The organism is Pseudolysinimonas yzui, assembly GCF_014653215.1.
Classification (GTDB): domain Bacteria; phylum Actinomycetota; class Actinomycetes; order Actinomycetales; family Microbacteriaceae; genus Pseudolysinimonas_A; species Pseudolysinimonas_A yzui.
Genome location: NZ_BNAI01000002.1, coordinates 318,090 through 337,867, shown reverse-complemented (window position 1 = coordinate 337,867; position 19,778 = coordinate 318,090). Strand labels below are relative to the sequence as shown.

Sequence of the window (19,778 nt, the reverse complement as noted above, 5' to 3'; positions counted from 1 at the left end):
CCCGATCTTGGAACCGAGAAGTAGCGTGAGCCGAGCACCAACGAGGGGACACCGATGAAACTCGCGCTCACCGGATCGAACGGAAAGCTCGGCGCCGTCGTCGAACGCGAACTGCGGGAAGCCGGCCACGACGTCGTCGCCCTCGATCAGGCCGGACCCCGCCGCGCCGGGTTCACCCGCATCGACCTCACCGATTCCGGATCAGTCTTCGACGCGCTCAGCGGCATCGACGAACGGCACCGCGGGCTCGACGGGGTCGTGCACCTGGGTGCCGTTCCGGCGCCGGGGATCGAAACCGACGTGGCGACGTTCCGCAACAACATGCTCGCGACGTTCAACGTCATCCACGGGGCCCGCAAAGCGGGCATCCGTCGCGTCGTGTTCGCGTCGAGCGAGACGGTGCTCGGCCTGCCGTTCGCGATCGACCCGCCCTACGCGCCGGCCGACGAACAGTACGACACCCGCCCCGAGAGCATCTACTCGCTCACCAAGCACCTCGAAGAGGAGCTCGCCCGCAAGGTCGTGCGCTGGGATGCCGACCTCTCGATCACGGCGCTGCGGTTCTCGAACGTGATGACCCCCGACGACTACCCGGGTTCGCCGCCTTCCAGAGCGACCCGGAGAGCCGCAGGTGGAACCTCTGGGGCTACATCGACGCCCGCGACGGGGCGCAGGCGATCATGAGAGCTCTGGATGCCGGCCGCCCCGGGTTCGACCGGTTCATCATCGCGGCGGCAGACACCGTGATGGAGCGCTCGACTGCCTCGTTGATGGCGGAGTACTTTCCCGACGTCGAGGTGCGGCGCGAGCTCGGGGAGCACGAGACGCTGCTGGGGATCGACCACGCCCGCGAGGTACTTGGGTACGACCCGCGGTACTCATGGAGGGCCCAGCACTGAGCCTCCCATGACGCGCGCCGGTGCGGCTTGCGTTGGCGGGGCGACGGGTCGAAGTCGGAACTGTCACGAATTGGTAAGCGGTACGCCGCTGCGCCGTCTCCTGCGGGCTTGCCGCCTGAGCTGCGCTATTCCTCGTAGATGGAGATCCCGTCCCACGCGTCAGACTTCGGCGAAAGGTAGAAGGTCCAGGCCCAGTCGATCGCCACCCCGCGCAAGCCCTCCACGTCTATTGGAAGGTCTTCGAGAGGGCGGCCCTTGTCGGCAACTCGAATGCTGAGCACCAGACCGCCATGAACCTGCACGAACTTCAAACTGAAGGCCACCCCAATGTGCTCCTCGAGTGCATCCCGAATCTCGCTGAAGGCTTGGCGCTTCGAACCCCGGTTGGAGAGTTCCCGCACGGCCAGCAGCACCTCCTCCATCGTGTCCTCGGGGGCTCGTTTCGCCTTCACTGGCTTGTAGTTCAGCGCCTCGGTGACCGCGGTTTCCAGCGTCGGCCACGCCGCCTCATACAAGGTCCGCCGCGGCCCTTCAGGGATTGCCAGGTCAATGTGGGCGTTCAGGTCGGAGACGAGTTGCCAAACGTCCTCCTTGTCCGTGAGTGTCGTCATCTGAAACTGGCTCAAGGGGCCTTTCACATCACCCTCGGGAAGGTCGAGCAAGAGCGGCGAGACCTTCTCGTGGCCAAGAGTCCGCCCGAGCGCCCCGGCCTCGAAGTTGATCCAACTCGAACCCAAGTTCGCGCGAGTGACGACGACGAGGCCGAAGTCCGAGTTGTTGAGGTTCTCCGCGATGACGTTTAGGCCGCGCGCACCCTTCGCGATGTCCTTGCTCGATACGAAGCACTCGACCCCATTGAGCACTTCGGCTAGCACGACCTTCAGGGTTTCTGCTACCCGACGTGCCGGACGACCCGACCAGCTAATGAACACTCTCACCGCGTCAGGATAGCGATGCCGTGTTCGAGCGGGGCGAAGGCGCAATCACTCAGTCGCCCAAGCCATCCCCGTCCTGGTCTGGGTCCGCCACGAGTCGATCGCCATCCACGTCGAAGCGTTCGCCTCGAAGCGGAAGGTACGCACACCGAGGTTGTCTGGCGACGCCGAACGGCTTCAGAGATCCGGCGTGGTTTCGGACCACTGCCGTACGAGTCACCCCCGGTCGATTTAGTCGGTGCTCGGCCGCGGAATCGGCCATCTGGGGGACGCTCAGACGCTATTTGCAACCTCCGGCCCGCCCGGTGCCTTGCCTAGACGGATGCGCTCCATGCGCTCTTCACGCTGCTGGTCATCCTCCCGCTGCGCCGCGACGCGCTGAACAATGTTAGAGACCATCAGGCTGGCGGCCGCTACTCCAGCCCCGATTAGGACGCCAAGCAGGGAGGTCAGAATCGAGTCCTCGATACCGAAGACCTGATAGGTGATGAAGAGGCCCGCGACTCCGAGGATGTAGAGCGAGCCAGCGATGAACCGGACGACCGCACGTTGCGCCTTCTTCGCCGGGGAGACCCACTCATTCAGATCCGCGACAGCGCGCCGAAGGTGGCCCTCGAAATCCTTCTTCTCCGGCGACTCCGGCATCACAGCGAAGGCTGACCCGAGGCGATGGACACGCAGCAGGAGCCGACCCTCGCGGGTGAGTCGTTGAGATGACCATGCGAAAAGCGGGATCAGGACGACGGCGGCGCCACCGATGACCGCCGCGACGATCTCGTTCATGTGAGGACCGTATCGGGAGCCTCAGACGGTGGACTCGGCTTCGCGATGTCGTCGCGCGCGACCAAGATGGTTGCCAGCCGAAGGAGAATCGCGTGCCATCTATCATCACCGCCGAGATGAGCGTCCGAGAGCTGCTCGGCGTATACGTGGCCGTGCTCGACGAACTCCTGAAACGCGGCATCACGCGAACCCGGAATGCTCCTCTCGGTGACCTTGCCGAGTACATCGCCTGGCGCGCTTATGGCGGCGAGATCGAGACGAACTCCAAGAAGTCCTACGACATCCTCGACTCCGAGGGTAGGAAGCTCCAAGTGAAGGCCCGCTTGGTCGCGGGCGCGAAAAACACCGACTTTTCCGCAATCCGAAGCTGGGACTTCGATGCGGCGGTCTTCTTGGTGCTGGACGCCCGCACCTACGAGGTGACCTGGGCGCGAGAGCTTTCGTTGGCGGAGACCGAAGCGCTTGGGAGGCACGTGGCGCTGACGAACTCACACGCGATTAGTACCCGCCATGTGCTCCCACTCGGCATCGATGTCACTGATCGCATCCGCGGTGCATTCGCGGAAATGGATCTGACGTGAGCACGCCGACCGCGCGGGAGCTCCTGGCCCAATACGAGGCGGCTCTCTCAGCTCTCATAGATCGCGGCGTGATTCGAACACGCAACGCTGTTGGAGACATCGGAGAGGCGATCGCGGCGGCGACATACGGCGGGAAGCTCGAAAAGAACAGCAACGCCGGCTTCGACTTCCTTTCCCCCGATGGTCGGCGGTTCCAAGTCAAGACGCGAGTGATCCGCCCTGGCTATAGCCAAGCCACCATCTTCAAGAACTGGGATTTCGATGTTGCGGTCTTGATCGGGCTTAGCCGCGAGGACTACGGCATCGTATGGGCACGCGAGGTTGACGTAGTCGAAACTCGCGCTCTCGCTCGCGGAGGGTTGCGCTTCAACGTCACACAGGGCGCGAAAGCCGGCATGGATGTGACAGCGAGGCTGCGCGATGCTTACGCGAAGCTCTAGTGAGTCCGGCGCGGTTTGCCGCGGGCCCCGGAACTCTCCTACCTCTCCCCGTCCACCAGCTCGCGCCTCCGTCTCAGATAGTCAAGGTTGGGCTGCTCAATGGAAGGCAACGACAGTGCGTGACCGTCGTAGGGAAGGAGCGAGTCGAGGAGCGCGGCGTCGCCTCCAACTCGTTCGCGATCAACCCGGAGTGAGAAGTCGTCCTCGATTCTGAGGTAGCCGGCTTCAAAGGCGCGGTCGACCATCAACGAGAGACAAATCCCGTTCGACGGATCGAGGCGGATCGACTGGTCTTCGCTCCACGGCACAATGTGGGATGCGACCAAGAACCTTCGTGTCGTGATCCCTGTGACAGCACACCGGTATCCGTAGTTCGCCTTGACCGCGTCGGCGAATGCACGCTGAGCACTGCCGCGAGTCTTCACCGACGCCGTCGCATCAAGAACGGAGTAGTCCTTCGATTCGATCTGACCGCGGAGTTCTTCCACTTCGGTCGAATCGGTGGCAAGGTATTCTGCCGCAATGTCATCATCCGTACCTACCGGAGGATGTCCGGCCAGAAGATCCAGAATCGCGGGCGCCGCGGCTAGAAGTTCATCTGCCAGGGCGGGTGCAAGCGTCCAAGCATCGTGATTCTTTGATGGGTCAAAGAACAACCCGTGCCCTGGATCACGGAGGTAGTCCGAGAGTTGGGTGCTGTCGACGGAGTTCAGTTGGCGCGCAGTCGCAGAAACATCGGCTGACTGCAACAGCGCCGCAATCGCGTTCTCAGTAGACGAAGTCGGAGCCACCCCTCGGCTATCAAAAAGCTGCCACGCGAGCGCCCGTCGCTGCGTCGTCTGTCGAGCGAGGTCCGCGATCGGAGTGGGAACGCGATCGAGCTCAGCGAAACCGAAGTCGCTCGACGCTCCATCCAGATACGCGCGAACGTGCAAAGTGCCGGGCTGATCGCGCAGCTTCACGGCAACAAGGTAAGGCTGACCAGCCCCCTTCGCTGCCAAGGTTCGATACTCGCCTTCTGCAGCTTCGAACTCTTCCAGACCCGGGGTTCCTGGAATAGTTTCAGCCGTCGACTCCGTTGGTGACTGTGCCATTCTCCAAGCGAGCGGCGCTCCGTCACGCGTGTCCCACTTCAGGTGCGGACGATCGGCAGACTTGTACACAAAATCCCCGCGCCGAGACCCGCCTGGCCACTCGTACGTGAGCGGAACGCTGACCTCGGCACCGGGCGGCCGCGGGAACAGTCGCTCAGCCCAGTCGATGAACGCAGGCATCCGTGAGAGCTGAATGTAGTCCTTGGTGTACCCACCGCCTCGAACCTGTCGACCATAGGTCACGTGGTGTGCCTCTGGCCCATAAAAGACGACGAGAACAGCTTCGACGGGCAGAGCAGCCATTAGAACCTCCCGATCACGATCGCTTCTGGCGACTGCGGTGCCTCGACCTGCCGCTTGCTTTGCGCACCCAACGAGCGATGAGTGGTAAATGACACGATGTCGGCGCCCGAGAATAGCTCGCGAACGTACTCAGTGTCGCGGTTGGACATAACCCACGCAACGCCCCGCTCCGTCAGGTGCTCACAGATGCGGGCAAGATCCTCCAGGTCCGGCTGCTCAAAGGTCTTCGCTGTGTACTTGTTGAACTTGGAGGTCGGTTCCTTCTCGACATCGGGTCGACTGTAGATGGGGAGGTACGGCGGATCGAGATAGACGAAGTCGCCGCCCTGCGCGTCCGCCAAGACCTCTCGAAAATCTGACGCTCGGATCACCGTGCGCTCGAGCGCAACTCGCAGCGCCTCGTATGTCGATGAATCGAAACCCTTGAACGAGCGATCCCCCCAGGGGACGTTCATCGCACCCGTCTTGGAGTTCTCGCGCCAGAGGTGATTCCAAGAGACCCCATTCAGGTAGAGGAACCTTGCCGCGCGATCGATCAATCCAGCGGGGGAAGCGGCCCTGACCTCGTAGTAGAAGTCCTTCGAGTCCCGATCCTGGTACCACTCGAGCAAAGACTTCAGTTCGTCCTGATGGTCCCGCATAGCGACCCACGCCGCGACGAGGTGCTCGTTCAGATCAGCGAGGAAGGCGTGCCCAGCGACTCGATCGTTGACGGCCAGAAAGACCGCGCCACCGCCTAGAAAGGGCTCGAAGTAGTTCTCGATTCGATCGGGGACGTGCGGCAAGATCCGGGGCAAGAGTCGGGACTTGCCGCCCGCCCATCGCACGAAGGGTCTAAGGGGACCTCGGGTCGACGGGCGCTCGCTCACGGAGTCAGTCGACCACGATTTTGGTTCGGCGAGTTTCACGGTCCCCCTCGCGCCTATCCCCGCTCATCGGTGGCTCGTGACATCGTATTCAAGACGCTGCGACCGTCGCGCCTGGCTCGCCGTCCAAACGCCCAGGGGTTCCCACATGTCCGAAGTTCAGCTGATCTGGCCCAACAAGGATCTCTCGCTGCGTGCGTCGGGAGTCGACGGATACGAGTGGCTTCCCGCTTCCGACGAACGGCTGAAGGTAACACCACCGCTGAACGTGCTGACAGGGAACGAGCTGGCTCCGCGGGCGAACGCCGTTGTGATTGGGGACGGCCTCGACGCACTGGAGGCACTCCGCGAACACAGCGTCCTACTCGACGGCGGAATCCGGCTCGTGTACATAGACCCTCCGTTTAACACCCAAGTGAACTTCCGCCAGTACAACGACTCGATGCAGCGCTCCATGTGGCTGAGCATGATGCGTGATCGCCTTGCGGCAATTCACCCGCTGCTTGCCGAGGACGCGAGTGTGTGGGTTCACTTGGACGACGCAGAGGTCCATCGGGCCCGGTCGATCATGGACGAAGTGTTCGGCGAGAAGGCTTTTGTCACGTCCGTGGTCTGGCAGAAAAAGACGACGCGGGACTCCCGGGCAGCCTTCTCTTCCAATCACGACACGATCCTGGTGTACGCACCCAGTGGCCCGCAGAAGTGGAAGACCTCGCGCAACTTGCTGAGCAAGGACGAGTCCCATCTCCGCAACCGCGATGACGACCCCAGAGGCCCTTGGGCCGATGCCCCTTTCACAGCTCCAGGCTTTCGCAAGGCTCAGCAGTACGACATCGTGACGCCGACGGGCCAGGTTCTCCGACCGCCCCGGGGTCGGTCCTGGTACGCAACGCAGCCCACGTACGAGGATCTCCTCGCCGACGGGCGAATTTGGTTCCCAAAGGGTGGCGAAGGGTCACCACGACTGAAGTTGTTCGCCCATCAGCTGCGAGGGTTGGTCCCGTTCACTGTGTGGGGATCGAGCGATACGGGCACGAACGACGACGCGAAGCGACACCTGATGTCACTCTTCCCCGAGATCGAAGTTTTCGACACTCCGAAACCCGAGTCGCTTCTGGAACGAATTATTCACATCGCGACAAATCCGGGCGAGTTGGTCGTCGACATATTTGCCGGCAGCGGCACCACTGCCGCCGCGGCGCACAAGATGCGGAGGCGATGGATCGCGGTCGAGCGAAACCTTGAGACGGTGCTCGGATTCATCGTTCCCCGACTCAACCGAGTCATCAATGGCAGCGACGGCGACGGGATATCGGAAGCAGTGTCCTGGCACGGAGGAGGCGACTACGAGGTCGTCTGGGTACCTCCGCGACTGGGTTCGCTAACGGCCGATCACCAACCGACACGCATCCGCCAGCGGATAGAGCGTTTACCCGCTGAGGACGTCCGCGCAACCGCCGTCTGACGGTAGATCACCTTGGCAACGTCACGGAAGGCTGACACAATTCACTCGCCGTGACATGCGTGCCGCCGCTACGGGGGAGACGATCGCGGAAGACGCCGCACTAGGGTCGCGGATACGCGAGCGAAGCACCGAGGTGCGCAGCGATTCCGACCGACGTCAAGCGGACAAGGCGGTTGAGGAACGAAACACATTGCTCCGCATCAGCGAGCTGAAGCGAGGGGTCGCGCGAAACGCCCTTGATTCGTACCGCTAGAAGGGCCTGAACAACGGGCAGCGAATCGTGCCCATGCGCGACTGCGTGCCTCACTTTGAGCCACTCATCTAAGCGCGAATCGACCATCGACGGCGTCCAAACGAGTCGTTGCCGCCCCCTCCCACCCGCCAGCTCGTAGGTCCAGAGCGGCCGAGGGTCGAATCCCGCGCTCACCATTAAACGGCGCGTGTTCTGAGCGTTGGGTGTCGCGAAGTCGCTGATCGCCTTGCGCACTGGCCCGGTGACTACGTCATACCGCGCAATGTCGATGGATGTGGGACCCGCGGGTCGGGCCGTATCCAGCAAGGCGGCAGTCAGATCTTGAATCGCTGCCTGCCACGCAGCAACCGCAAGAACAATCACTGCACGGTCGAGCGAGACCTCCGAGAAACGTCGGCCCCGACTGGTCCCGCCATGCCTTCGATGGACGGCAACTATGTTGTCGCAATGCCGAAGAGCGTTGTCGAAGCTATTCACTGCTCCCTGGACGTCCACGCTCGTAGTGTCGCAGACTATGTGGACGTCGCCCACGGCTACTCGGGCACGTCTCCCAGTGCCCGGCTACCCGAGCGATTCTGTTAGCGCACGCTCGCAAGCGTTTCGCCCTTGTGTTGCAGGAACGAGACGACAGATCGCTCGCCACAGAGTAGGCACGCAAACTTGAGCACCAGGCGGTTGCGGCGTCCCGCACCCTGTGCGTCATTGCCCAGGCTAAGCGTGATGCGAGCACCGTCGTCTTCCCCACCGGCCCTCGCGGCTAGCCGCTGACCACTCGCTGAATGCAGTTCCAACTGCTCGAAATGCATATCTTCGACCCGCCCGCATTTTGGGCACTGAAGCGAACCTTCGCCGGCGTCGCTTAGCGACTCAGCGACAAGCACGGGAATCTGCGTGCCCTTGCTCGGGAGCCTGTCCACTAATACCTCCAGATCGGTGCGGGCAACTTTCACTGCGCTAGCACCCTACGCGTGAAGTCGAGCGACGAGAAGCGGAGCGATGCGCTTGCCTCAAGTTGATCCGAGGCCTACTGCGGCGGGTGACAGGAGCGACGTGCAACGGGTACCTTGTTCTCAGAGAGAACGCTCGTACGCATCCCGAACGAGCGGTGAGGAGCAGACATGCGGACGAAGATCGTCCCCGACGTCGCTGCCGCACTCGACGGCATCCCAGACGGCGCGACGGTACTCGTGGGCGGCTTCGGCCTCGCGGGCCAGCCGATCGCGCTGATCGATGGGCTGCTCGAGGTCGGCACGAAGGATTTGACCATCGTCGCGAACAACGCCGGCAACGGCGACACCGGCCTCGCGGCACTGCTGAAGGCCGGTCGCGTCAGGAAGGTCGTCTGCTCGTTCCCGCGCCAGGTCGACTCCTGGGTGTTCGACGAGCTGTACCGCGCCGGCAAGATCGAGCTCGAAGTCGTGCCCCAAGGCAATCTCGCCGAACGAATCAGAGCAGGCGGCGCCGGGATCGGCGGCTTCTTCTCCCCCACCGGCGTCGGCACCCTGCTCGCCGAAGGCAAAGAAGAACGAGTCATCGACGGCAAGACCTACGTGCTCGAATCCCCCATGAAGGGCGACGTCGCCCTGATCGGCGCGTTCAAGGGTGACCGGCTCGGCAACCTCGTGTATCGCGAAACGAGCCGCAACTTCAATCCGGTGATGGCGACCGCCGCGACCCTCACGGTCGCCCAGGTCGACCAGATCGTGGAGGTGGGCGACCTCGACCCCGAGAGCATCGTCACCCCCGCGCTCTACACCGACCGGGTCGTCGAAGTGGGGATGAGGGAGTGGCTGCGATGAACCGCGACGAACTGGCGAAACGGATTGCCCAAGACATCCCGTATGGCGCCTATGTGAACCTCGGAATCGGCGCGCCGACCCTCGTCGCCGACCACCTCGACCCCGAGCGCGATGTGACGCTGCACACCGAGAACGGGCTGCTCGGAATGGGCCGCGCCGCGAAAGGCGACGAGATCGACCCCGACCTCATCAACGCCGGCAAGATTCCGGTGATCGCGGAGCCGGGGGCGGCGTACTTCCATCACGCCGACTCGTTCGCGATGATGCGCGGGGGGCATTTGGATGTCTGCGTGCTCGGCGCCTTCCAGGTGGCCACCAACGGCGACCTCGCCAACTGGCACACCGGTGAGCCCGACGCGATTCCGGCGGTCGGGGGCGCGATGGATCTCGCCATCGGCGCCAAACAGGTGTGGGTGATGACCGACCTGCTCACCAAAGACGGCTCGTCGAAACTGGTCGAAGCGTGCACCTACCCGCTCACCGGCAAAGGATGCGTCAGCCGCGTCTACACCGAACGTGCCGTGATCGCCGTCGGTCCGGGTGGCGCGAGCGTGATCGAACTCTTCGACACCACCCTCGACGAATTGAACGAACTGACCGGCCTGAAACTGGAGATGTCATGACCGCCGCCTACGTCTACGACGCCGTGCGCACGCCGTTCGGCCGCTTCGGCAAGTCGCTCGCCGGGGTGCGACCCGACGACCTCGCCGGCTCGACCTTGAAGGCGCTGCTGGGGCGGCATCCCGACCTCGACCCCGCGCGCATCGACGATGTCATCCTCGGCGACGCCAACCAGGCGGGCGAAGACAACCGCGACGTCGGCCGCTTCGCCGTGCTGCTCGCCGGGTTGCCCGTGTCGGTGCCCGGCAGCACCACCAACCGGCTCTGCGGATCTGGGGTGGATGCCGCCATCCAGGCGTCCCGCGCTATCGAGACCGGCGACGCGTCGATCATCGTCGCCGGCGGCGTCGAGTCGATGACGCGCGCGCCCTACGTGATGCTCAAGCCCGACGCCGCGTTCCCGCCGCGCAACTCCGAGCTGGTGTCGACGCACATCGGCTGGCGGTTCACCAACCCGAAACTGCCCGCCGAGCAGACCATCTCGAACGGGCAGTCGGCCGAACTGCTCGCCCAGATGTATTCCATCTCGCGCGAGGAACAGGATGCCTTCGCCCTGCGATCGCACCAGCTTGCGGCGGCGGCGTGGGCGGCGGGCACCTTCGCGAACGAGATCGTGCCAGTGCCCGGCGTCGACCTCGCCATCGACGAGGGCATCCGTGCCGACACGACCCTCGAGGCGCTGGCCGGGTTGAAGCCCGCCTTCGCCGCCGACGGCTCGGTGACCGCGGGCAACTCGTCGCCGATCAACGACGGCTCGTCGATGGTGCTCATCGGTGCCGAAGGTGCCCTGTCATCGGAACCGTTGGCCCGCATCACCGGCCGCGGCGTCTACGCGAACGAGCCGCAATACTTCGGCATCGCCCCGGTCGAGGCCGCGAACCGTGCCCTCGCCCGCGCGGGTCGCACCTGGGCCGACGTCGACTTCGTGGAACTCAACGAGGCGTTCGCGTCGCAGTCGCTCGCGTGCGCGAAGCTCTGGCCCGAACTCGACCCGGCGAAACTCAACGAGAACGGCGGCGCGCTCGCGATCGGGCATCCGCTCGGCGCCTCCGGCGGACGCATCATCGGCCGCGCCGCGCACGAACTCGCCCGCCGCGGCTCCGGGGTCGCCGTCATCGCGATCTGCATCGGCGTCGGGCAGGGTCTCGCGATGGTGCTGGAGCGCTGAGCGGATGCTCGAGCCCGACGGCAGCACGTACGTGCAGTCGCTCGCGCGCGGGCTCGCCGTCATCCGTGCGTTCGGAGCGGAGCGGCCCCGCCTCTCCCTCTCGGACGTGGCGCGCGCGACCGACCTGACCCGGGCATCCGCTCGTCGTTTTCTGCTGACACTGGAATCCGAGGGCTACGTGCGGGCGCGCGACGGGATGTTCGAGCTCACCCCGCGGGTGCTCGAGCTGGGGTTCTCGTACCTGTCGGCGCAGTCGCTGCCCGAGGTGGCGCAGCCCCACCTCGAGGCGCTGTCGCACGCCGTCGGAGAGTCGTCGTCGGCATCCATTCTCGACGGGTGGGACATCGTCTACATCGCCCGCGTGCCCACCCGGCGCATCATGTCGGTGGGCATCACGATCGGCACGCGCTTTCCCGCCTACGTCACGTCGATGGGCCGGGTTCTGCTCGCAGCGCTAAGCGCCGCCGAACTTGACACCTTCTTCGAGGGTTTCCGCGGGGAGGCGTTCACCGCCCGCACCATCGTCGATGCGGGTGCCCTGAGGGCCGAACTCGACCGGGTGGCCGACCAAGGCTGGAGCCTCGTCGACGGCGAACTCGAGACCGGCCTGCGCGCCCTCGCCGTACCCGTCGCCCGGGGCCCCGCGACGGTCGCGGCGATCAACGTGTCCATGCCCGCGACTGGCGAGGACCCGACCGAGCAGGCACTCCGCCTCCTCGCGGCGATGCAGGAGTCCGCCGCCGCCATTTCTCGCGACTTGGACTTGACGGGATGACCCGGGCGAACGCTCAGAGGATCTCGTAGGGGCGCAGCGCGGTCCCTCCGGCGCGCATCACCTCGAGATTGTGGATGGCCGGCAATCGGACGTCACCGGCGCCGACGTCCGACGCACGCGCAATCGCGACCTCCGTCTCGCGAATAGCCTCGCCGATTCGGCCGTCCTGGAAGGCGACGAGTGCTCGACCGGCAACGACTTTGGCTTCGCCGCGCGCATCACCGGCGGCGAGGATCAAGGCCGCGTCGTAGCTCTCTCGAGCCTCGGTATGGCGACTGAGCAGCATGAGCAAGAATCCGCGCTTCTCGGCATAGAAGCGACTGATCCGCTGTCGAGTCGGCGACTGGCCGCCGATGTCTCGGCCGCTCGCCTCCCGTGAGACGTACGGTGCCATCTCATCCAGGATGTCTAGGGCACCCCTGCTCCCTTGTACCGAACGCAGCGTCCTCCCGGCAGGGTACGAGTCGTTGTCCTGGGAGAGCCTCGCAAACGCAAGAGACATGATGCAGGCCGCGACACCCTCATGCCAGCCCGTAAGCACGAAGCGAGAGAAGGCGCGCACGCGCCAGATTTCGACCGCGCTGCCCGCGCCCTGTTGGGCGGTCGCGAGCATGACGAGACGACATGACTCTGCGTCGTGCGGCACGGGTGAACGTCGGGACATGTCGCCCCACGCGGCCGACCCGAACTCGCCGACACCCGCAAAGTCTCCGGCGTCGAAGAGCTCGGCGATGCATCGGTGGACGGCGGAGGGGTCCGCCAGCGGAGATGACCCCATCAGTGCCACACCACCGGCGAGTCAGTCTGAGTCACCGGTGGCGGCGCCTGCTTGGGCGCCGGCCCTTCGAGGGAGTACCCCATCGCCAGGACCCCCATGAGGTCGCCTTCGATCCCGAGCAGCGTCCGCGCCTCGCCTTCGGCGATCACGAGGTCGCCGAGGAACGCGGCGTCGATCCCCAGCGAGTTCGCAGCGAGCCACATGTTCTCGAGCGCCGTTCCGAGCCCCATCGTCTCGAAGCCGTAGGCGGTGAGGTTTCCGATGAGCGCTTCGTGGCTCGCCGCGTACAGGGTGGCGCGCCCGCCGCTAAACACTCCGCGGTTCTCGATCGCGATCGCAACAGCTGCTGTCCGAAGCACCGCGGAGGATTCAAGAACGGTCGAGCTCCAATGCGGCGAGGGGTTCCCGGTGCGGGGATCGTGCGGGACGTACTCCTCGATGCCCGACGAGCGGTCGACCGCGTCCGCGATGCGGGTCCGGAGTCCGACAGTCTCTAGAACATGGAAGCGCCAGGGCTGTGCATTCTTGGAAGAGGGCGCTGCAAGACCGCTCGCGAGCACCAGCTCGACGTGGCCCCGCGGGACGGGTCGGTCGTGGTACGGACCTCGGATGCTCCGACGTCGGAGGATCGTCTCGATCACCGCGTTGCCTGCGGTCGTCTGCTCCTGAGCGCTCATGGGACGAATGTATCGGGGTAGCTGCGCCTCGAACCCGCCGATGCGCTGCCGGGCTAGGATGATTCGCGCCCCAGACCGAAGAGAGGCCGAATGGTTGCGGATCTCTCCGACGCCGAGCACCTGAAGTTCGTCCTGCTCGCTGAGGGTGCCGTCGTCAGTGCCGCCGCCGAGCGCGCGATCGAGGTGATCGTCGACGGCGGGCCCTGGTCACCCGACGACTACGCGTCGACACGTGGCGTCATCCTGCGCCTCGACGACGACGTTTGGGTCAACGTCCCCATCGAGCGCTACAACGCCAACTTCGTGGCCGGCTCGACCATTACTCTCGACCTCGGCCCGGACGGGTTCTTCGTCCATGGCCGCGGATGGGAGAGTCGCGCCGCCTTCTGGGCCCCGGCCGCCTTCCACTCCCGTGTCAACGGGGCCGGGCGGCCGTACCGCCACTTCGTCGTCACCCACGGAGACCGGTCCCGGCTCTCGCCGACGATCGGGTGCGCGATGGTCTGCGACTTCTGCAACATCCCGTTCGATGACGCCTACGGCGGGGTCAAGCCCGTCGACCCGATGATCGACGCCATCGAGGTCGCGCTCCGCGATCAGCAGCAGCCCGGGCACCATCTGCTCATCTCCGGGGGCACCCCGGGACCGAAACATGTTCCCGCTCTGCAGCGCGTCTATGAGTCGGTGCTCGAGTCGTTCCCCGGGATCGCCGTCGACATCATGATGGTTCCGCTCCCCGGCCTGTTCGACCTGCCCAGGCTCGACGCGCTCGGGTTGAACGAGATCTCGGTGAACCTCGAGGTATTCGACGAAGGCATCGCGGCGAAAGTCATGCGTCACAAACATCGGCAGGGCCGCGAGTTCTACCTGAACTTTCTGGAGGACGCCGCCGCGACGCTGGGCGGCGACCGCGTACGCTCGATGCTCATGGTCGGCCTGGAGCCGATGGAGAGCACCCTACTCGGGGTGCGAGCGATCGCTGAACGCGGCGCGGTTCCGGTGCTGAGTCCGTTCAAGCCGGATCCAGTCACCCCCCTCGGACACTCGCAACCGCCCACCGCCGACGAGACGCTCGAACTCTACCTGCGGGCGCGCGACCTCATCGACGAGCTCGGCGCCTCACTCGGCCCGACGTGCCCACCCTGTACGCACAACACTCTGACCTTTGTGCGCCACAACGTCACCCGCGGCGACTACCAGCACCCGCTGCCGGTCCTCCACACCGGGGCCTGAAATGGCCCGTCGCATCCACGCGGTGGCCGACCTGTCGGATGCGGAGATCGACGCCGTCCTGGATCGGGCGCGCGCACTCGCGCGCAAGGAGGTCTCGCCCCGTGCACTGCGGGCATCAATCGGTCTCGTGTTCTTGGAGCCCTCCCTCCGCACACGGGTCGGATTCGAGGCCGCCGCGTACGCGGTCGGTGCGACGCCGATCCTGATCCAGGAGCGCCGCACCTCGGAGCGGTCCGTCCCGGAACGGCTGGAAGACACCCTCCGCACCGTGAGCGGCTACGTGGATGCGCTCATTGTGCGGTCCGGGCGCCCGTCGGCCGAGCTCGCAGTCGCGACGCGGGACGACCGCGGCTGGCTCAACGGGGGCGACTCCCGAGACCACCCGTCGCAAGCGCTCATCGACCTGTTCGCGATCGAGATGCTGCAGGGGCCGGTCGACCGCACCCGGATCGCGATCGTCGGCGACCTGCGGATGCGCTCCGTCACCAGCCTGCTGGAGCTGCTCGAGCGCCATCCCCCGGCTGCACTCTCACTCGTCACGTCCGCCGGACTCACCGACGGGGTCGTTCTTCCTCCGCAGCTCGCAACCCTGTGCCGCTTTGTCGACGCCCGGGAGCTCGACGACATCGACGTCGTCTACGCCGCCGGAGTCCCCGACGGCGCCATCCCTGACGAGGCGCGGCCGGCGCTGCGGGTGGGGCGCGAGGTGCTCGCCGCCCTGAGGCCAGACGGCGTCGCGCTCTCCCCGATGCCGGTCATCGACGAGATCGCCTCGAGCGTGCGTGACGACCCGCGGGTGCGCTACTTCGAGCAGAGCGATCTCGGACTCTTCGTACGCATCGCCCTTCTCGAGCTGCTACTCGCCTGAGAGCCCGACAGCCTCGTCGATCGTGTCGGCGTCGCCCCGGTAGTCGGTCGTGCGCGACAGGAAGCGGAGACGATCCCCCTCCCCTCCGAGGTTCCATGCGTCCGGCTGATCGCCCGATCCCGGCGGAGGCTCGATGCCGATGTTGACCAATCCAAATCCTTTCGAGGCTCGGACATTCACAGCGGCGCCAGTTGCGAGCTCGTCGTCGAACGAGAAGGTGAAGTCGTCACTGGTGCCGGCGTGGAGAACCTGCCAGACGACGCTGTCGACGATGGTGAGGTGCCCGCGCACTCCCTCGGAGACCCAGATGTTCCCCGCGAGGCACTTTGCGATGCGCACCGCGAGCCGGGCATCCGGCGCCGGAGCCGTCGCGTAGGCCGGGCTGATGCTGAACCCTCGGAGCACGACATCGCGGAGGTAGAGGCTGCCCGCGCCCTGTTCGGCGAACTCAAGGGAAGTGCCGGAGCTGTAGAGCAGACCCACCGCGCTGCCGTGCCCGAACTGGCACCCAGCGAACATCAACGAGCTCAGCCGACTGCCGAGGAGGAACAATCCACCCGTGCGGCGTGAGATCTCGCGGTCGCTGTCCGCGGGTGCGCCGGGGGAGGCGGGGCCCAACTCGGACCGCAGACCCGAAGGCTCCATATCGGACTCGCGATACCGGGAGATGATCCTCGCCTCGGGCTCGGCGGGAGTATGGAACGTCGGGTGCCCCGTACTCGGCGCTTCTTCCTCGCCCACAGTCAGATCGCCCACGTCACCCACGATCGCGCACCCGCGGAACGTCACCCCGTCGAGGAGACAGTTGACGAACTGGACGCCTTCGAAGGCGCACCCCTGGAACACCGACTCGCGGAAGTCGCAGTTCAAGAAGACCACGTTGCGGAACTCGACCTTGACGTGACAGGCGCGCCATCGCAGGTTCGCCACGAGACGCGGTGTTTCCGGGTCGGCCCCCTCGACAGATACCGACCAGTCGATGCGGCGTCCGAGCAGTGCCGTCAGAACACGGAGGTCGCGCTCGGGATCCGCCTCGTTGCGAGCCGCCCACTCGTCCAGGCCGCGCCCGATGGCGTCGTGGGTGAGGAAGACGATGGTACGGAACGGGTTCACCGTCGACTGACGCACGATCGCCGCTTCGTCGAGCCACTCGAGCGCGAGGAAGAATCGGCGGAACTCCTCGACCAGGGCGTGGGCTGGCGGGAGGTCCATCACAGGCCCCGAGGTTGACTCGTTTGAGTCCCGCCCGCTGGGAATAGATCGTAGCAGGTAGGTCGCGTCATCACCCGAGTACGACGGCGCGCGCGCGGCTCTCGGAGCGTCGACGAGGTCCCGACGGTGCATGGTTAGCCAGTCGGCCCCGGGTTCGTGGCCGTGTCGCGCCTGGTGCTCTGCGTCGACCGACCACGCGACCTGATGGAAGACCCGGCCCGCGTCGTCGGGGTCGATCTCCAGGATGCGGATCTCGTCGGCGAGCACCTGGCGGGCGAGATGCCAGCGATCCTGATCCACCTTGAATCCCCCGCTCGAGAGCATCCGCGCCATCCTCACGACGTGACTGCGAGCCCCGGCGATGAGATACGGGTCACCGATCGCGTCGAAGGACGTCTTCGCATGCTGGAGGCCGAGAGCGACCGCCCTCCGGATCGAGGACTCGAAGGCGTGCTCGGCGATCTCCTCCGACAACGCGAAAGAGGGGTTCCCGCCGCTCTCTGCTCCCGTCGCGAAGCGGACGACGTCGCCCGCTTCGATCACCGTGCGGCCATCTTCCGCGACGCCACCCCACAAGGCGTAGAGCAACGCTTGCAAGTGGGGAAGACCGACCCGGGCCCACCCCTCGTTCCCCTTCGCGGCGGTCCAGAGTTCGAGCACTCGGGCGACTGCATCCTTCGAGATCGCGGCCGGGCCGGCATCGACGATCTCGCCGATGTGCTCCTGCTGGATCGGGCCGAGATAGAGATCGATCCGCTGGTATGGAGCGATCTTGAGGTTCCGAAGACGGTGCTCGTACTCCGATCGCAAGGCGATGACGATGCGGAAGTCGTAGCGTTCGGTCGCCTCGACGACCCACGCTTGGACCCGCTCTGAGAGCTCGGGCTGGTGGCGGATTGCCTCCTCGAACTGATCCAGGATGAGGACAAACCGGCGACCGTACCTGTCGTCCAGCTCCTCGAACCCGCCCTCGCTCAGCTGCGCCGCGACCTGGGCGTCGAGATAGGGCTCGACATCGCCGCTGACCTCGCGCCACTCGCGGAACCAGGCAACCCTGAAACCCTCGTCGGCGAGCTTCGGAATGACCTTGACCGCGAGTAACGAGGTCTTGCCGACACCCGAGTCGCCAAAGAGAACCGTGAGTCGATGGTCACGGATCTCGTACATGATGTCGATCGCGTCGGTGTCGCGGCCCTTCAGCTGGCCTGCTCGCGCGCCGTCGACGATTGGGCGCAGACCCGGCCACGGGCACGCGTCCTCGATCCGGCGCAACGCCTCCCAGCTATCGCGGAGGCTCCCGTCTCCTGCGGTCATGCTCCCCACTCCTTCGCGAACAGCCGGTTGAACTCCAAGAGCGAGGGGGTCAACTCCACGCTCGTCCCGAGCACGGGCTCAAGGCGATACCACGCGAAGGCGTCGGTGTCTTCCGGGGTCGAATGGACGTTCAGGACAATGCCGGCCCTCCACGCCTCCTGCTCGCTCGCCACCGGGGTGTTGGAGGCAGCGGCGGCGATCTCGTGGGCGAGCAGACGCAACCGAACCGCGGGGTCGCCGAGCTGGACTCCGACAAACGTCCAGAAGCGCCGCGGGCTCTCCGCGTCCCCCGAGGAGGTGAGCTGATGTGCGAGCTCACCGGTTCGCAGGTCGAGCGCCGCCAGGTTGTACGCGGAGTAGTCGTCGAGAAGGAGTGCGTGATAGACCGTCTCGCCGCCATCCTCGAGCTGTGCGGCGACCGCACGACCCTCGTTCTCGAAGGTCATGAGGGGCGACCCGGCAAGCCGGACGATCACCGGATGCGCCGTGACGCCGCCGCGCCCGTGACGGAAGCTCGTCGCTCGGAGCGGCTTCCACTCAGCGGGCGTGAGCAGCCCCGCCGGGACTGCATCGGACGGGGAACCGGTGGGGGTGATCGTCGTCGTGACCCACTGGAAGGTTGCGTCGCGCGTCAACTGACGCTCGTTGACGCTGATTACAGGGACGACCACCGAGAAGGGCTTTCCGGCAGCCCAGAAGGCCATCTCGAGTTCAAGATCGAATGAGCTCACGAAGACCGTGGGAAGAGGAAGACTCTCCGAGGCTTTCGACCGACGGTGCAGCTCGGCTTGCGTGTGCACGGTGGCGACCACCGCGTCGTAGAACTTTTGGCGACTCGATGTAGCTGCGCTTCGTCGTTGCGCCCACGACCGAGTCGTGGCGAGGTGGAACCGCTTCGTCACCGAACCCGCAAACGGCGTCCGCTGATTCGAACGACGCGGCCGCAGGGAGATGTCCGTGCCGACCTCCTCCGTCAAGCCCTGCAGCAGCAACAACTCCCCCCACCCCGGGTAGGTCTCCGCCCCCTCTGTGACGAAGTACCAGGCGATCGAGCTGAAGAGATCGACCTCCTGCCGCACGATCTGGTGCTGCTTCAGCCGCGTGGCAATGGCTCCGGCGAGCGCGGCGAGTCGACCGTGCGGCGGTTCACCGGTTCGCTCGTTCAGCGCCGTCAAGACCGTCGTGAGCGGCTGGACCACGTGGTAGTCGACGGCGGACCATCTACCATCCGTAGCGAGGAAGCCGACGGGTGAGCGTCGACTCGCGGTGATGACGTGCCCGAACTTCGCGACAGCCTCCGCGTAGACGCGCCCCAGGAGAGCGGCAGCAAGCACGACCTCGAATACGGCGCCCGCGTCCCAGCTGACGAGATCGCCAGCCGTCGTGTCTGCGTCGACCGATTCAAGGGCGACGCCGCCTTCGTCGGCAACCGTGGCGACCCACTGCTTCACCAGTTCCCCGACCGCACGGGCCGGATCGGCTGCCGTCGCGGCGTCCGCGTGGGTCGCCAGCGCCCGCAGACGTTGAGCGACGACGGGTACATCAGACGATGTGTCATCGGTGAGGCATCCGTTGCCGAGCACGAACGTCGGCCAGGGCGTCACCCCGACGCCCTTCGACTCGGTCACGTGCTCAGTCTTTGCCGTGTCCGGGCCGGTCAGAGGCCGACGCAGAGCGTTCTTCTTGACAAGCCGGTAGAAGCGTTGTCCCTCGT

The 19,778-nt window shown here is 65.5% G+C and carries 17 protein-coding genes and 1 pseudogene; 10 read left to right on the top strand and 8 right to left on the bottom strand.

What is annotated here, in order from left to right; all coding sequences use genetic code 11:
- The first annotated feature begins 54 nt into the window (after nt 1-54).
- A pseudogene (locus tag IE173_RS07445) lies at nt 55-899 on the top strand (NAD-dependent epimerase/dehydratase family protein).
- Between the two features lie 125 nt (nt 900-1,024).
- Here the strand turns inward: IE173_RS07445 and IE173_RS07440 are convergent.
- Nucleotides 1,025-1,837 (bottom strand): toll/interleukin-1 receptor domain-containing protein, encoded by an 813-nt coding sequence (locus IE173_RS07440; RefSeq protein WP_191282819.1) that lies wholly within the window; start codon nt 1,835-1,837, stop codon nt 1,025-1,027.
- 270 nt (nt 1,838-2,107) lie between these two features.
- Complete coding sequence (locus tag IE173_RS07435; protein WP_191282818.1) at nt 2,108-2,617, bottom strand: hypothetical protein; 510 nt, start codon at nt 2,615-2,617, stop codon at nt 2,108-2,110.
- Between the two features lie 92 nt (nt 2,618-2,709).
- On the opposite strand from IE173_RS07435, the gene IE173_RS07430 reads away from it, so the two are divergent.
- The gene (locus IE173_RS07430) at nt 2,710-3,198 is read left to right on the top strand and encodes a DUF6998 domain-containing protein (protein WP_191282817.1); all 489 of its coding nucleotides are present in this window, start codon (nt 2,710-2,712) and stop codon (nt 3,196-3,198) included.
- Nucleotides 3,195-3,638, top strand: coding sequence for a DUF6998 domain-containing protein (locus IE173_RS07425; RefSeq protein ID WP_191282816.1), 444 nt, complete (start codon nt 3,195-3,197; stop codon nt 3,636-3,638). Before IE173_RS07430 ends, IE173_RS07425 begins: the two co-directional genes overlap by 4 nt.
- Before the next feature lie 38 nt (nt 3,639-3,676).
- Here IE173_RS07425 and IE173_RS07420 read toward each other — a convergent pair whose 3' ends face one another.
- Nucleotides 3,677-5,035, bottom strand: a complete 1,359-nt coding sequence (locus tag IE173_RS07420) for an HNH endonuclease (RefSeq protein ID WP_191282815.1) — start codon at nt 5,033-5,035, stop codon at nt 3,677-3,679.
- A complete protein-coding gene (locus tag IE173_RS07415; protein WP_191282814.1) occupies nt 5,035-5,904 on the bottom strand; it encodes a DNA adenine methylase in 870 nt (289 codons plus the stop codon). The genes IE173_RS07420 and IE173_RS07415 overlap by 1 nt, the downstream gene beginning before the upstream one ends.
- A gap of 145 nt (nt 5,905-6,049) precedes the next feature.
- Between IE173_RS07415 and IE173_RS07410 the strand changes: the two genes are divergently transcribed.
- The 5 genes from IE173_RS07410 to IE173_RS07390 all read left to right on the top strand — a co-directional run bounded on the left by IE173_RS07410 (nt 6,050) and on the right by IE173_RS07390 (nt 11,982).
- A complete protein-coding gene (locus tag IE173_RS07410) occupies nt 6,050-7,366 on the top strand; it encodes a site-specific DNA-methyltransferase (RefSeq protein WP_191282813.1) in 1,317 nt (438 codons plus the stop codon).
- Nucleotides 7,367-8,737: 1,371 nt separating this feature from the next.
- Nucleotides 8,738-9,418, top strand: coding sequence for a 3-oxoacid CoA-transferase subunit A (locus IE173_RS07405; protein WP_191282812.1), 681 nt, complete (start codon nt 8,738-8,740; stop codon nt 9,416-9,418).
- Nucleotides 9,415-10,041, top strand: a complete 627-nt coding sequence (locus IE173_RS07400; protein ID WP_191283040.1) for a 3-oxoacid CoA-transferase subunit B — start codon at nt 9,415-9,417, stop codon at nt 10,039-10,041. Before IE173_RS07405 ends, IE173_RS07400 begins: the two co-directional genes overlap by 4 nt.
- Nucleotides 10,038-11,207, top strand: a complete 1,170-nt coding sequence (locus IE173_RS07395) for a thiolase family protein (RefSeq protein WP_191282811.1) — start codon at nt 10,038-10,040, stop codon at nt 11,205-11,207. The genes IE173_RS07400 and IE173_RS07395 overlap by 4 nt, the downstream gene beginning before the upstream one ends.
- 4 nt (nt 11,208-11,211) lie before the next feature.
- Nucleotides 11,212-11,982, top strand: a complete 771-nt coding sequence (locus tag IE173_RS07390) for an IclR family transcriptional regulator domain-containing protein (protein WP_191282810.1) — start codon at nt 11,212-11,214, stop codon at nt 11,980-11,982.
- A gap of 13 nt (nt 11,983-11,995) precedes the next feature.
- On the opposite strand, the gene IE173_RS07385 is transcribed toward IE173_RS07390, so the two are convergent.
- Nucleotides 11,996-12,376 carry a hypothetical protein gene (locus tag IE173_RS07385; RefSeq protein ID WP_191282809.1) on the bottom strand — a complete coding sequence of 127 codons (381 nt, stop codon included), beginning with the start codon at nt 12,374-12,376 and terminating at the stop codon, nt 11,996-11,998.
- Nucleotides 12,377-12,759: 383 nt separating this feature from the next.
- Nucleotides 12,760-13,401, bottom strand: coding sequence for a nitroreductase family protein (locus IE173_RS07380; protein WP_229841964.1), 642 nt, complete (start codon nt 13,399-13,401; stop codon nt 12,760-12,762).
- A gap of 126 nt (nt 13,402-13,527) precedes the next feature.
- Here IE173_RS07380 and IE173_RS07375 point away from each other — a divergent pair, with 126 nt between their 5' ends.
- Together IE173_RS07375 and IE173_RS07370 are read left to right on the top strand one after the other, a co-directional pair.
- Nucleotides 13,528-14,670: a radical SAM protein gene (locus tag IE173_RS07375; RefSeq protein WP_191282808.1), complete on the top strand. Its 1,143-nt coding sequence runs from the start codon at nt 13,528-13,530 to the stop codon at nt 14,668-14,670.
- Between the two features lies 1 nt (nt 14,671).
- Entirely contained in the window at nt 14,672-15,538 is an 867-nt protein-coding gene (locus IE173_RS07370) for a hypothetical protein (protein ID WP_191282807.1), read from the top strand.
- Here IE173_RS07370 and IE173_RS07365 read toward each other — a convergent pair.
- Together IE173_RS07365 and IE173_RS07360 are read right to left on the bottom strand one after the other, a co-directional pair.
- Nucleotides 15,527-18,064, bottom strand: a complete 2,538-nt coding sequence (locus IE173_RS07365; protein WP_191282806.1) for an nSTAND1 domain-containing NTPase — start codon at nt 18,062-18,064, stop codon at nt 15,527-15,529. The genes IE173_RS07370 and IE173_RS07365 overlap by 12 nt on opposite strands.
- Nucleotides 18,061-19,692: a hypothetical protein gene (locus IE173_RS07360; protein WP_191282805.1), complete on the bottom strand. Its 1,632-nt coding sequence runs from the start codon at nt 19,690-19,692 to the stop codon at nt 18,061-18,063. The genes IE173_RS07365 and IE173_RS07360 overlap by 4 nt, the downstream gene beginning before the upstream one ends.
- Nucleotides 19,693-19,778: the final 86 nt, after the last annotated feature.

What these genes read in the sequence shown, in the direction of transcription:
- IE173_RS07420 (WP_191282815.1), bottom strand. Translation starts at nt 5,035, where the DNA reads ATGGCTGCTCTGCCCGTCGAAGCTGTTCTCGTCGTCTTTTATGGGCCA.
- IE173_RS07370 (WP_191282807.1), top strand. Translation starts at nt 14,672, where the DNA reads ATGGCCCGTCGCATCCACGCGGTGGCCGACCTGTCGGATGCGGAGATC.
- IE173_RS07375 (WP_191282808.1), top strand. Translation starts at nt 13,528, where the DNA reads ATGGTTGCGGATCTCTCCGACGCCGAGCACCTGAAGTTCGTCCTGCTC.
- IE173_RS07400 (WP_191283040.1), top strand. Translation starts at nt 9,415, where the DNA reads ATGAACCGCGACGAACTGGCGAAACGGATTGCCCAAGACATCCCGTAT.
- IE173_RS07390 (WP_191282810.1), top strand. Translation starts at nt 11,212, where the DNA reads ATGCTCGAGCCCGACGGCAGCACGTACGTGCAGTCGCTCGCGCGCGGG.
- IE173_RS07395 (WP_191282811.1), top strand. Translation starts at nt 10,038, where the DNA reads ATGACCGCCGCCTACGTCTACGACGCCGTGCGCACGCCGTTCGGCCGC.
- IE173_RS07435 (WP_191282818.1), bottom strand. Translation starts at nt 2,617, where the DNA reads ATGAACGAGATCGTCGCGGCGGTCATCGGTGGCGCCGCCGTCGTCCTG.
- IE173_RS07405 (WP_191282812.1), top strand. Translation starts at nt 8,738, where the DNA reads ATGCGGACGAAGATCGTCCCCGACGTCGCTGCCGCACTCGACGGCATC.
- IE173_RS07385 (WP_191282809.1), bottom strand. Translation starts at nt 12,376, where the DNA reads ATGGCACCGTACGTCTCACGGGAGGCGAGCGGCCGAGACATCGGCGGC.
- IE173_RS07365 (WP_191282806.1), bottom strand. Translation starts at nt 18,064, where the DNA reads ATGACCGCAGGAGACGGGAGCCTCCGCGATAGCTGGGAGGCGTTGCGC.
- IE173_RS07410 (WP_191282813.1), top strand. Translation starts at nt 6,050, where the DNA reads ATGTCCGAAGTTCAGCTGATCTGGCCCAACAAGGATCTCTCGCTGCGT.